The organism is Streptomyces sp. NPDC001890 (genome assembly GCF_042891445.1).
GTDB lineage: Bacteria > Actinomycetota > Actinomycetes > Streptomycetales > Streptomycetaceae > Streptomyces.
Genome location: NZ_JBIATE010000007.1, coordinates 41,872 through 54,418 on the forward strand (window position 1 = coordinate 41,872; position 12,547 = coordinate 54,418).

The window sequence follows — 12,547 nt, forward strand, 5'->3', positions numbered from 1 at the left end:
TCAGGTGCTCGATCTTGGGGCCAGACCCCGGCCGGTGCTGTAACACCGCGTCGGGGTCGTTCATTTGGCACCGTAAGCAGTCGCGACTCCGCGCCGCAAGTCGGTCACGACTAGTCATACTTGCTGGCCGTGACGGGTCCGGGAGGGTGGGGAGGTTTTCCCAACCACCTTCTTTTCCCCACCGATTGGAAGACACCGCTCGAATCCCGATGCCCGGATCCCGGCCCTCGAAGCCCGAAGCTCAAGACCCGGCCCCGAGCCCCTTCCCGTACCCACGAAGGAGTGAACAGGACCTTCCCGAAGCTCGAAGCCCGGCTCCCGAAGCTCGGGCTTCGGGTCGAGTCACCAGGTACGCGTCATGCCTCGTCGCGCCTCTCTCCGACGCCCCCTCCCGCCCCCTCCGTCAGGTCCTCGTCCAGGCCCTCCGCCAGCAGTTCCGCCAGGTGCCGTGCCCGTACGCCGCCCAGTTGTTCCAGTTGGGTCCGGCAGGAGAAGCCGTCCGCCAGGAAGGCCGTTTCCGGTTCCGATGCTCGCACCGAGGGCAGCAGGCTCTCCTCCGCGCAGGCCACCGATACGTCCCAGTGGCCCCGTTCGAAGCCGAAGTTTCCAGCCAGGCCGCAGCAGCCTCCGCTCAACTCGCCCGTCAGGCTCGCCCGTTCGCGCAGTCGGTGTTCCGCCGCGTCGCCCAGTACCGCGTGCTGGTGGCAGTGGGTCTGGCCGGTGACCGGGCGGTTCAGGCGGGGTGGTTGCCAGTCGGGGGCGTACTCCTCCAGGTATTGGGCCAATGTTCTTACCGAAGCGGCCAGTTCGGCGGCTCTCGGGTCGTCGGGGAGGAGTTCGGGCAGGTCGGTGCGGAGGGTGGCGGCGCAGCTCGGTTCGAGGACGACCAGTGGGTCGCCCGGGAGGAGGCGCATCCGGTCCAGGGTGCGGCGCATGACCTTGCGGGCCTTGTCCAGTTGGCCCGTGGACACGTAGGTGAGGCCGCAGCAGACCCCCCGGCCAGGCAGCAGGGCGGTCCGTCCCGTCGACTCCAGGACCCGGACCGCCGCCCGGCCCACCTCGGGTGACAGGTAGTTGGTGAAGGTGTCGGGCCAGACGGTGACCACCTGGTCGTCGGAGGAGGTCGCCGTCCCCCTGCCCCGGTGCCGGCCGAGCCACCGGGTGAACGTCTGCCGTGCCAGTGCCGGAATCGTGCGCTGTGGGGCGATCCCCGCCAGCCGCTTGGCCAGGCCGGCGAGCGGGCGCATCCGGGCCAGGGCGTTGAGGGCGGGGGCGAACGGGGCGGACAGGCGCAGCCATGTCGGCAGTCGGCCCATCGAGTAGTGCGCGGCCGGGCGCAGTCGCCGCCGGTAGTGGTGGTGGAGGAACTCGGCCTTGTACGTGGCCATGTCGACGCCCACCGGGCAGTCGCTGCGGCAGCCCTTGCAGGACAGGCAGAGATCGAGGGCGTCCCGTACCTCCGTCGAGCGCCAGCCGTCCGTGATCACCCCCTCCCCGTCGAACGCGCCGCCCGCCTCGCCCGCCTCGCCCGCCTCGCCCGCCTCGCCCGTCTCGCCCGTCTCGCCCGCGAGCATCTCGTGCAGCAGCCGGGCCCGGCCCCGGGTGGAGTGGGCCTCCTCGCCGGTCGCCCGGAAGGACGGGCACATCACACCGATGCCCGTCGGCTGCGGCGTACGGCATTTGGCGACGCCCACGCAGCGGCGTACCGCCGCCGAGAAGTCGCCGCCGTCGTGCGGATAGCCGAACGCGACGTCCACCGGGCGTTTCGGCAGCACTGCGAAGCGGAGGTTCTCGTCGAGCCGGGCGGGGCGGGCGAGGATGCCGGGGTTCATTCCGCCGTCCGGGTCCCAGATGTCCTTGAAGCGGGAGAAGAGGGCCACCAGTTCGTCGCCGTACATGCGCGGGAGCAGTTCGGCGCGGGCCTGGCCGTCGCCGTGTTCGCCGCTCAGGGAGCCGCCGTGCGCGACGACCAGGTCCGCGAGCTCCTCGGAGAAGCGGCGGAAGCGGGCCACACCCGGCGGGCTCAGCAGGTCGAAGTCGATCCGGACGTGGATGCAGCCGTCGCCGAAGTGGCCGTACGGGGTGCCGCGCAGTCCGTGCTCGGCGAGCAGGGCGCGGAAGTCGCGCAGGTACGGGCCGAGGCGGGCGGGCGGTACGGCGCAGTCCTCCCAGCCGGGCCACGCCTCGGTGCCGTCGGCCATCCGGGTCGCGGTGCCCGCGGCGTCCTCGCGGATGCGCCACAGGGCGCGTTGCCCGGCGGGGTCGGTGACGACGGTGCCGTCCAGGGCGTCGGCCGCTCGCAGGACGCGCTCGGCGTGCGCCCGCGCCTCGGCCGGGGTGGCGCCACCCGTCTCGACGAAGAGCCAGGCCCCGCCGCGCGGCAGCCCGGCCGGTTCCCGTACGAGGTCGGCGGCCATGCCCTCGACGGTGAGCGGGTGGTGCGGGAGCAGGCCGGGGGCGGCTTCGGCGGCCGCCGCCTCGTCGGCGTAGCCGAGGACCGCGAGGGCGCGGGCGGCCGGTGCCTCGACCAGTCGCACGGTCGCCTCCGTCACCACGCCGAGCGTTCCCTCGCTGCCGCAGAAGGCGCGGGCGAGATCGGTGCCGCGCTCGGGCAGGAGGGCGTCCAGGGCGTATCCGGAGATGCGGCGCGGGAGTTCGGGGAAACCGGTGCGGAGCAGGGCGAGGTGGGTGCGGATGAGTTCGGGGAGGCCGGGCAGGGCCTCGGGGGTTCCTCCGCGTTCCAGGCGCAGGATGTCGCCGCCGTAGCGGGTCACGGTCAGGGCGTGCGTGTTGTCGGCGGTGGTGCCCCAGGCGACCGAGTGCGCGCCGCAGGAGTTGTTGCCGATCATGCCGCCCAGCGTGCAGCGGCTGTGGGTGGACGGGTCGGGGCCGAAGGTGAGGCCGTGCGGGGCGGCGGCGGCGCGCAGGTCGTCCAGGATCACGCCGGGCTGGACGACGGCGGTGCGGGACACGGGGTCGAGGTCGACGATCCGGCGCAGGTGGCGGGTGAGATCGAGTACGACGCCGGTGCCGGTGGCCTGCCCGGCGATGGAGGTGCCGCCGCCGCGCGGCACCACGGGCACCCCGTGCGCGCGGCAGACCGCGAGGGCGGCGGCCACGTCGTCGGCGTCGCGCGGGGAGACGACGCCGAGCGGTACGCGGCGGTAGTTGGAGGCGTCCATCGTCGTCAACGCGCGGGCGGTGGTGCCGAAGTCGGTCTCGCCGCGGACCGCGGTGCGCAGGGCCTGTTCGAGTTCGGCGCGTTGCGTCGGATTCTGTTGTGCGGCCATGCGGCCCAGGATGCCGTTGATCGGGCCACTCGGCCGCCCGGCGCCGCACGTTTCCCCTGAATACGTCAATACGTCGGAATACGTCGGACGCGTAGTCACATACGTAACAAAGAACGCCACAAGCTCTTCCCAAAGAGAGCGTCAATTCTCATATAGTGACCAGGACTTAGCTTGGAATTGTCAGCTCCAGTTTCCGCGTTCAGTCCCGATGTCCCGAACTGCCCCGATCCGGGCGGTTCAGTTCGTCCCGCTTGCCCGATCCGTCCGTTCCCGTCCGCTCCCAAGGACTCCCCTTTGAGCCCCTCATCCCGGCCGACCGCAGTGGCCCTGCTGATATCGCTGGCCGTCACCGGATCCCTGTGCCTGTGGGCGGCCGTCGCCGCCCCCGACTCGGTACGGACCGAGCTGGCCTGGGGGGCGGGTGCCGGCGCCGTGCTGCTGTCGGCCGCCGTGGCCGTCGCCGTCCAGGCCCGCGCCAACGCCAACCGCCTGCGCGCCCGGCTGACCTCGGAGACCCAGCGGTTCACCGGGGATATCAGCCGCCTCGTCTCCGCCTCGGCGGCCGAGGGCCAGCGGTTCACCGCCGAGACCGCCCGGATCAAGTCCGCCGCGGCCACCGAGACGGCTCGGCTCAGGTCCGCGGCGGAGGCCGAGACCGCCCGGATCACCGCGCAGGCCGTCGCCGAGAGCGAGCGGCTCACCGCCGAGAACCAGCGGCTCAGCGCCCGTGCGACCCGCAGCGAGACCGAGCGCTCCGCCGCGGTCGCCGCCTGCGCCAACGCCGCGGGCCGAATGCAGGCCCTGGCCACCAGCATGCTCGCCGACCTGCGCGAGATGGAGCACCGGCACTCCGCCGAGGACGTGCTCGGCGATCTGCTCCACCTGGACCACCGCACCGCCCAGGCGGGCCGGCTCGCCGACTCCATCGCCGTGCTGACCGGCGCCCGCTCCGGGCGGCGCTGGGCGAAGCCGATCGTGATGGAGTCGATCCTGCGCGGCGCGATGGGCCGGATCAGCGGCTACCAGCGGGTGCGGCTCCACTCGACCAGCGATGTCGCGGTCGCCGGGCACGCCGCCGAGGGCGTCATGCACGCGCTCGCCGAGCTCCTCGACAACGCCGCCAACTTCTCGCCGCCCACGGCCGAGGTCCATGTGTACGTCGAGGAGGTGCCGGCCGGCATCGTCCTGACCGTCGAGGACAGCGGCCTGGTCATGAGCGATGTGCAGCTGCGCCGCGCCGAACGTGCGGTGTCGGCCACCGACCAGGACCTGACGGGGCTGTCCGGCACCCGGCTCGGCCTCGCCGTCGTCGGCCGGCTGGCCCGCAAGCACGGTCTCACCGTCTCGTTCCGGCCCTCCGCGCGCGGCGGCACGGGCGCCCTGATGATGCTCCCGCAGGAGCTCCTCACCCGGACCCCCGTCCCCGCTCCGGTCCCCGAACCGGAACCCTCGCACGGCACCGCGCCGGCGGTCACGGCCACCACGACGGCGACCGCCACGGCCGACGCCCAGCACCCGCAGCACGCCGAGCACGCCCCGGCCCCCACCGGACCGGCCCCCACCGAACCGGCCACCCCCGCCCCGGTGGACCCCGCCCCGGCCGACCCCTCCTCCGACACCACCGGCAACCTCCCCCGGTTCGGCGAGAGCGGCCTGCCCAAGCGCCCCCGCGGCCGTACCCTCGCCGCCGCCGAGGCCCGCGCGAACGCCCACACCGACGGCGCCGAGTCCCCCCGGCCCCGTAGCTCCGATCCCAAGGAACAAGCCGCCCGCTTCAGCAGCTTCCGCCAGGCTGTTCGGGCCAACTCCCCGCACCCGGAAGAAGGCAACACCCGATGACCGCCACCACCGACGAGAAGCTCAACTGGCTGCTGGAGGGGCTCCTGGAGCGCACCCCCGGCACTCGTCACGCCCTCGTCCTGTCCCGGGACGGCCTCAAGCTGTGCCGCACCCCCGAGCTCTCCGTCGACCAGGCCGACCAGCTGGCCGCGATCTCGGCCGGTATCCAGAGCCTGTCGCACGGCGCGTCCGTCGAGTTCGGTGACGGCACCGGCGGCGTACGGTCCGCGATGGCCGAGTTCTACGGCGGCGTGCTGTTCATCGTCGAGGCGGGCGCGGGCGCCCATCTCGCGGTCGTCGCCTCCGAGGACTCCGACGTCGGCCTCATCGGCCACAACATGAGCGAGCTCGTCGAGCAGCTCGGCGAGCACCTCAGCGCCCCGCCCCGCTCCCCCTCGGCCTCCGAGGTCACCGACGCCGAAGCGGCCGGATGACCCGCCCCCGCCGCCCCGGCCGGGACGACGATCCGGACCGGCTGTACACCCTCACCGGAGGGCGCAGCCGGTCCGACTCGGACGCGTTCGACCTGGTGACGCTGGTGGTCTCCGAGTGCGAGCCGGCCCCCGGCATGCAGTCGGAGCACGTCACGATCCTGCGGATGTGCCGGCTGCCCACCGCGGTCGTGGAGATCGCGGCGGGCCTCGGGCTGCCCGTCAGCATCGTCCGGATCATGCTGTCCGATCTGCTGGACACCGGACGGATCAGCGCCCGCCACCCCCGAACCGCCCGTGTCGCGGACCGGCTCCCCGACCCCGACATCCTGGAACAGGTGCTCGTTGGACTCCGCAACCTCTGACCGTGCCGCCCTGCGGGCGACGGCCGACAACGGACTGAAGATCGTCGTCGTCGGCGGCTTCGGCGTCGGCAAGACCACCATGGTCCGCTCCGTCAGCGAGATCCGTCCGCTGAACACGGAAGAGACCATGACCCGCGCGGGCGAGGCCGTCGACCACCTCGACGGCGTGCAGTCGAAGACGTCCACGACCGTCGCCTTCGACTTCGGCCGGATCTCGCTCGACGAACGCTCCGTGCTGTACCTCTTCGGCGCCCCCGGCCAGGAGCGCTTCTGGTTCCTGTGGGACCGGCTGTTCTCCGGCACCCTCGGCGCCGTCGTGCTCGTCGACACCCGCAGGCTCGCCGACTCCTGGTACGCGATCGACCGGCTGGAGCACCACGGCACGCCGTTCATCGTGGCCTGCAACGACTTCGGCGGCCCGCTCCACACCGAGCAGCAGATACGGGAGGCGCTCGCCCTCTCGGACGACGTGCCGCTGGTGGAGTGCGACGCCCGGGACCGTTCGTCCAGCAAGTACGTACTGATCACGCTGGTCGAGTACCTCCACACCCTCTCCCAGGGCGGGGCCGCCGCCCGCTCCGCCGCCGCCCGTCCGGAGATCGCGCCGGAGATGACCCCGGAGCCCACCCCGTGACCCAGCCCCCGGCACCGTCCTCCGGCTGCCCCGTCTCCCAGGGCCGCCTGCCGCTCTCCGGCTCCCGGTTCCAGACCGACCCGATCGGGCTCTACCGGGACATGCGCCGCGACCACGGGTCCGTGGCGCCGGTCGTCCTCGACGGCGACATCCCCGCCTGGCTCGTGATCGGCTACCGCGAACTGCACCAGGTCACCGGCGACCCGGTGCTGTTCAGCCGTGACTCCGAACTGTGGAGCCAGTGGGACCGCATCCCCGACGACTGGCCGCTGCTGCCGATGATCGGCCGCAAGCAGCCGTCGATCCTGTACACGGTCGGCCCCCGGCACACCGAGCGCGCCACGATGATCAGCGACGCGCTGGAGGCCGTCGACCCGTTCGCCCTGAAGCGGTACGCGGAGGAGTTCGCCGACGGTCTCATCGACCGGTTCTGCGCCACCGGCAGCTCCGAGATCGTCGCCGACTACGCGATGCTGCTGCCCGCCCTCGTCCTGGCGAAGATCTACGGCTTCGACAACACCGTCGCCCACGCGCTCGTCAGCTCGCTCAACGACATGATCGACGGCCGGGAGCGGGCGCTGGCCGGTCAGCAGCACCTCGCCTCGTCCATGTTCCAGCTGCTGGCCGACAAGCACGCCCGGCCCGGCAACGACGTCGCGTCGCGGATGCTCGCCGACCGCGGCGGCTTCACCGACGAGGAGGTCGCCCAGGACCTGATGGTCATGATGGCCGCGGGCCACCAGCCGACCGCCGACTGGATCGGCAACTCGCTGCGGCTGATGCTCACCGACGACCGGTTCGCCGCCTCCCTGTCGGGCGGCCGGCACAGCGTCGCCGAGGCCATGAACGAGGTCCTGTGGGAGGACACCCCGACGCAGAACGTGGCGGGCCGCTGGGCCTCGCGCGACACCCGCCTCGGCGGCCGGCACATCCAGGCGGGCGACCTGCTGATCCTGGGCATCGGCGCCGCCAACTTCGACCCGCAGGTCCGCACCGACGGCTCCACCCTGACCGGCGGCAACAACGCGTTCCTCTCCTTCGGCCACGGCGAGCACCGCTGCCCGTTCACCGCCCAGGAGACCGCCGAGGTCATCGCCCGTACCGGCATCGAGGTACTGCTCGACCGGCTCCCGGACATCGACCTCGCCGTCCCCGCCGAGCAGCTCACCCGGCGCCCCTCCCCGTGGCTGCGGGGCCTGACCGACCTGCCGTTGACCTTCACGCCCACTCCCGCCCTGGGCCCCACCACGGAAACCGCCACCGGAGGCCAGAGATGACCCGGATCGCGCTCGACCCCTTCGTCACCGACCTCGACGGCGAGAGCGCCCGACTGCGCGCCGCGGGCCCGCTCGCCAAGGTGGAACTGCCCGGCGGTGTGCACTGCTACGCGGTCACCCACCACGCCGAGGCGCGGCAACTGCTCACCGACAGCCGGATCGTGAAGGACATCGACGTCTGGAACGCCTGGCAGCGCGGCGAGATACCGATGGACTGGCCGCTGATCGGCCTCGCCAACCCGGGCCGCTCCATGCTGACGGTCGACGGCGCCGACCACCGCCGGCTGCGCACCCTGGTCGCGCAGGCACTGACCGTGAAGCGGGTGGAGCGGCTGCGGGCCGGCATCGAGGCGCTGACCACGGCGAGCCTGGACCGGCTGGCCGCGCTGCCGAAGGGCGAGCCGGTCGACCTGAAGGCGGAGTTCGCCTACCCGCTGCCGATGAACGTGATCAGCGAGCTGATGGGCGTGGACAGCGCGGACCACCCGCGGCTCAAGGAGCTGTTCGAGAAGTTCTTCTCGACGCAGACGCCGCCGGCGGAGGTCCCGCAGATGATGGCGGACCTCGGCGAGCTCTTCACGAAGATCGTCGACGGCAAGCGGAAGAACCCGGGCGACGACCTCACCAGCGCCCTGATCGCGGCCTCCGAGAACGGTGACCAGCTCACCGACGAGGAGATCGTCAACACCCTCCAGCTGATCATCGCGGCCGGTCACGAGACCACGATCAGCCTGATCGTGAACGCGGTCGTCGCCCTCCAGACCCACCCCGAACAGCGCGAGCAGGTGCTCGGCGGCCAGGTGCCGTGGGAGAACGTGATCGAGGAGACGCTGCGCTGGAACACTCCCACGTCGCACGTCCTGATCCGGTTCGCCACCGAGGACGTCCAGGTCGGCGACAAGGTCCTGCCCAAGGGGGAGGCACTGATCGTCTCCTTCGGCGCGCTCGGCCGCGACGAGGCGCAGCACGGTCCGACGGCCGGTGACTTCGACATCACCCGCTCCCCCAACCGCCACATCGCGTTCGGCCACGGCCCGCACGTCTGCCCGGGTGCCGCGCTCTCCCGGCTGGAGGCGGGTGTGGCCCTGCCCGCGCTGTACGAGCGGTTCCCGGAGCTGGAGCTCGCCGTGCCCGCGTCCGAGCTGCGGAACAAGCCGATCGTCACCCAGAACGACCTGCACGAGCTGCCGATGGAGCTGGGCTGACCGGCACTCCCCGTACGCCGTCCACGGACCGGCGCGGGTGTCTCATCCGACGGACACGGTGCTCGGCCGTGTCCGGGAGGCACTACGCTCCGGTTCGTGGCCGATATCCAGATTCCCGCTGACCTCAAGCCCGCCGACGGACGCTTCGGCGCCGGTCCTTCCAAGGTGCGGACGGAGGCGCTCGACGCGCTCGCCGCCACCGGCACGTCTCTTCTCGGTACGTCCCACCGCCAGGCCCCGGTCAAGAACCTGGTCGGCGCGGTGCGTCAGGGCGTGCGCGACCTCTTCTCCCTCCCCGAGGGCTACGAGGTGATCCTGGGCAACGGCGGCTCCACCGCCTTCTGGGACATCGCGACGCACGGACTCATCGAGACGAAGTCCCAGCACCTCAACTTCGGCGAGTTCTCGTCGAAGTTCGCGAAGGCCGCCAAGCTCGCCCCGTGGCTGGCCGACCCCACCGTGATCGCCTCCGACCCGGGCACCCACCCGGACCCGCGGGCCGAGGCCGGCGTCGACGTGTACGCCTTCACGCACAACGAGACCTCCACCGGTGTCGCCGCTCCGGTGAAGCGCGTCGCGGGCGCCGACGAGGGCGCCCTGGTCCTGGTGGACGCCACCTCCGGCGCGGGCGGCCTGCCGGTCGACATCACCGAGTCGGACGTCTACTACTTCGCCCCGCAGAAGTCCTTCGCCTCCGACGGCGGCCTGTGGATCGGCGTCTTCTCCCCGGCGGCCCTGGAGCGCGCCGCGCGCGTCCACGCCTCGGGCCGGCACATCCCGGAGTTCTTCTCGCTGCCCACGGCGATCGACAACTCCCTGAAGAACCAGACGTACAACACCCCGGCCCTGGCCACGCTGTTCCTCCTGAACGAGCAGCTGACCTGGATGAACACCCAGGGCGGCCTGGACTTCACCACCGGCCGCACGGCCGCCTCGGCGCAGAACCTGTACGGCTGGGCCGAGGAGTCGAAGTACGCGACCCCGTTCGTCACCGACCCGGCGAAGCGCTCGCAGGTCATCGGCACGATCGACTTCGCGGACGAGATCGACGCCGCCGCCGTCGCCAAGGCCCTGCGCGCCAACGGCATCGTCGACACCGAGCCGTACCGCAAACTGGGCCGCAACCAGCTGCGCGTGGCGATGTTCCCGGCGATCGACCCGTCGGACGTCCAGGCGCTGACCGCCTGCATCGACTACGTGATCGAGAAGCTGTAACGCGTACCCGTACGAGGAAGGGCTCCGCGCCGTCTGCGCGGGGCCCTTCGTCGTTCACTCGGTCGGGTGGCGGAACGGCTTTCGGGCTTTGGCGACCGGATCGGCCTACGATGATGACCTCGACATCACCCCTTCAGGAGGCCCGCAATGTCTGCAGCAGCAGTCGAGCACCCCTGTGACGGTGAGCCGGAACCGCTGCTCGCAATGGCCAACAGGCTCGCGGAGCAGAACCCGGGTTGCCGTGTCGAGATCATCGGAGGCGTCATCACCGTGGCCCCACCCCCGGACGGCTCGCATGCCAACGCGCTGACCACGCTCATGATTCCTTTCCTGGCCGCCGGCCTTCACGGCCAGGAGACCCGCGTCCTCCAAGGAATCGGCCTGTGGCTCCCCGGCGGCCCCGAGGACTACGCCATCCCCGACCTGTCGGTCGTCGACGCGGATCTCGACGAGCACCTGATCGAGAACAACTGCTACGACCCCGCCGTCTTCCGCCTCGTCCTGGAGGTCACCTCCAGCAACTACCGGAGCGACCTGCGCAACAAGGTGGTCACCTACGCCGAGGCCAAGATCCCGGTGTATGTGATCGTCGACCGCAGGCACGGGCGGGTGCACGTCCTGACCGAGCCCATGGGCGGCGGTTACGACAATCACGAGGTGTACGCCCCGGGGCAGACCGTCACCCTCCCCGAGTCGATCGGCGCCCCGGTGACCCTCGACGTCGACGAGCTCATCCGGGCCGGCCGCCCCCGCGCCTGATCACCCGGCCGCCGCCACCAGCACCTCCCGGAGCCGGGCTATGCCCGGGGCCCACTCCTTGTCCCCCGCGTCCTCCCACAGCTCGCGCAGCTCCGAATTCTCGCCCAGCACCGCGTCGAGGGCCTTCACCGCGAGAGGGCGCAGGTCCGCCGCCAGGACGGGCAGCGGGTTGTCGGGGCCGTACGGGGTGGTCACCGGCTCACCGCCGGGGCACTGGGAGGCGACCAGCGCGGCCGCCGCGACGGCGGGAGCGCCCTCGTCGCTGTCCAGGTACCCCGCCTCGATCGCGTCGGTCAACGCGTCACGGATCACCGCTTCCCGCTCAGCCTCCGGCTTGTCGTCGACCGCGCCGGAGAAGTCGGCGGCGCTGTCGTTGTCGAAATGGCCGGTGTCCCAAGTGCCCATGAGGTGCCCTCCGCAAGTGCTGTCCGTACGCGCTGTCCGTGCGTGGTCCACTCTCACATCCACCACTGACAACGCCCGGGGTCCACTCCCTCAGTTGCCCTTCCGGCGCCGCCCCATGAACACCAGGAATCCGATTCCGGCGAGCACGAGCACCCCGGTCAGGGTCGTCCCCTTCACGTCCCCCGGGCCCCCGCTCCCCGCCCCGGCGGACGAGGCCGACGAGTCGCCGCCCTTGGACGGCGACTGCCCGCCACCGCCATTGCCCCCGCCGCCCTCCACGTCCACCCGCTCCACATCGCTCCGCTCCCCCTCCGAGCCGAACATCAGCGCCGAGCCGTCCGCCGTGTACGTCACGGACTCCGCCTGCCCCTGGAGCGGGGCCGAAACCGCGTGGTCGGCGCCGAGCCTGCCGTTCTCGAAGGCGTAGCCCCGGGCGCTGAAGTAGGAGCGCAGCACCAGCTGCTTGCCGTCCGGCGAGAACGCCCCGTCCGTCACCCACGGCACCTCCCCCACCCGCCGGAAGACATTGGCGGCGCCGGTGGTCAGCTTCTCGGGGCCCTCGTACAGCCCGCCGCCGTCCTCGTTCTTCGACGCGATGTAGACGCGTCCGGTCTTCGGGTGGACCATCAGCGCCTCGGCGTTGCGCGGGCCGTCCGCGTACTTCACGTCGAACTGGGTGGCCCGGACCGTCGCGTCCTTCAGTTCCTTCGGCTCCGGGAAGCGGTAGATCCAGACGTGGTCCCAGCTGCCGTTCAGGTTGTCGCCGATGTCACCGACGTACAGATCGCCGTCCGGTCCCAGCGAGATGGCCTCCACGTCACGGGGCTCGCCCACCCCCTTCATGGTGATGGTCGCGACGGTCTTCCCGGTCCGGGAGTCGACGGCGTAGACGTACGGCCCGTCGTCGCTGTCGTTGTGCGTCCAATAGATGCCGGGGTGGGCACGGCTCGCGGCGAGGCCGCTGGACTCGGTGATCCGGGGGTCCTCGATCGTGAAGCTCCGGTCGGCCCCGTCGTCGGCCACCGCCGGGGTCGCTCCGGCGAACAGGAGGAGCAGCGCGGCGGCTCCGGACACAGTCAGGTACGAACGCATGGCGCAAGTGTCCATCGTCACGTCGCAGGCGGCAG

At 71.8% G+C, this 12,547-nt stretch carries 11 protein-coding genes; 8 read left to right on the forward strand and 3 right to left on the reverse strand.

The annotated features are described in order from the left end of the window. Nucleotides 1-356: 356 nt before the first annotated feature. A complete protein-coding gene (locus ACFYY1_RS19660; RefSeq protein ID WP_388587012.1) occupies nt 357-3,290 on the reverse strand; it encodes an FAD-binding and (Fe-S)-binding domain-containing protein in 2,934 nt (977 codons plus the stop codon). Between the two features lie 294 nt (nt 3,291-3,584). Between ACFYY1_RS19660 and ACFYY1_RS19665 the strand changes: the two genes are divergently transcribed. From ACFYY1_RS19665 to ACFYY1_RS19700, 8 genes are all read left to right on the forward strand, one after another. Continuing rightward, the gene (locus ACFYY1_RS19665) at nt 3,585-5,129 is read left to right on the forward strand and encodes a sensor histidine kinase (RefSeq protein WP_388587014.1); all 1,545 of its coding nucleotides are present in this window, start codon (nt 3,585-3,587) and stop codon (nt 5,127-5,129) included. Further along, the gene (locus ACFYY1_RS19670) at nt 5,126-5,563 is read left to right on the forward strand and encodes a roadblock/LC7 domain-containing protein (protein ID WP_388587016.1); all 438 of its coding nucleotides are present in this window, start codon (nt 5,126-5,128) and stop codon (nt 5,561-5,563) included. The genes ACFYY1_RS19665 and ACFYY1_RS19670 overlap by 4 nt, the downstream gene beginning before the upstream one ends. Beyond that, the gene (locus tag ACFYY1_RS19675) at nt 5,560-5,925 is read left to right on the forward strand and encodes a DUF742 domain-containing protein (RefSeq protein WP_388587017.1); all 366 of its coding nucleotides are present in this window, start codon (nt 5,560-5,562) and stop codon (nt 5,923-5,925) included. Before ACFYY1_RS19670 ends, ACFYY1_RS19675 begins: the two co-directional genes overlap by 4 nt. Continuing rightward, nucleotides 5,906-6,559, forward strand: coding sequence for an ATP/GTP-binding protein (locus ACFYY1_RS19680; RefSeq protein ID WP_388587019.1), 654 nt, complete (start codon nt 5,906-5,908; stop codon nt 6,557-6,559). The genes ACFYY1_RS19675 and ACFYY1_RS19680 overlap by 20 nt, the downstream gene beginning before the upstream one ends. Next, complete coding sequence (locus tag ACFYY1_RS19685) at nt 6,556-7,836, forward strand: cytochrome P450 (protein WP_388587020.1); 1,281 nt, start codon at nt 6,556-6,558, stop codon at nt 7,834-7,836. The genes ACFYY1_RS19680 and ACFYY1_RS19685 overlap by 4 nt, the downstream gene beginning before the upstream one ends. Then, nucleotides 7,833-9,041, forward strand: a complete 1,209-nt coding sequence (locus tag ACFYY1_RS19690) for a cytochrome P450 (RefSeq protein ID WP_388587022.1) — start codon at nt 7,833-7,835, stop codon at nt 9,039-9,041. Before ACFYY1_RS19685 ends, ACFYY1_RS19690 begins: the two co-directional genes overlap by 4 nt. Before the next feature lie 96 nt (nt 9,042-9,137). Further along, on the forward strand, nt 9,138-10,256 hold the full coding sequence (serC, locus tag ACFYY1_RS19695) for a phosphoserine transaminase (protein ID WP_388587024.1): 1,119 nt from the start codon (nt 9,138-9,140) through the stop codon (nt 10,254-10,256). A gap of 147 nt (nt 10,257-10,403) precedes the next feature. Then, nucleotides 10,404-11,015, forward strand: coding sequence for a Uma2 family endonuclease (locus tag ACFYY1_RS19700; RefSeq protein ID WP_388587026.1), 612 nt, complete (start codon nt 10,404-10,406; stop codon nt 11,013-11,015). Here the strand turns inward: ACFYY1_RS19700 and ACFYY1_RS19705 are convergent, their stop codons facing one another. Both ACFYY1_RS19705 and ACFYY1_RS19710 read right to left on the reverse strand, forming a co-directional pair. Continuing rightward, on the reverse strand, nt 11,016-11,420 hold the full coding sequence (locus ACFYY1_RS19705; RefSeq protein ID WP_388587029.1) for a DUF4259 domain-containing protein: 405 nt from the start codon (nt 11,418-11,420) through the stop codon (nt 11,016-11,018). Between the two features lie 90 nt (nt 11,421-11,510). Then, nucleotides 11,511-12,512 carry a WD40 repeat domain-containing protein gene (locus tag ACFYY1_RS19710; RefSeq protein ID WP_388587032.1) on the reverse strand — a complete coding sequence of 334 codons (1,002 nt, stop codon included), beginning with the start codon at nt 12,510-12,512 and terminating at the stop codon, nt 11,511-11,513. Nucleotides 12,513-12,547: the final 35 nt, after the last annotated feature.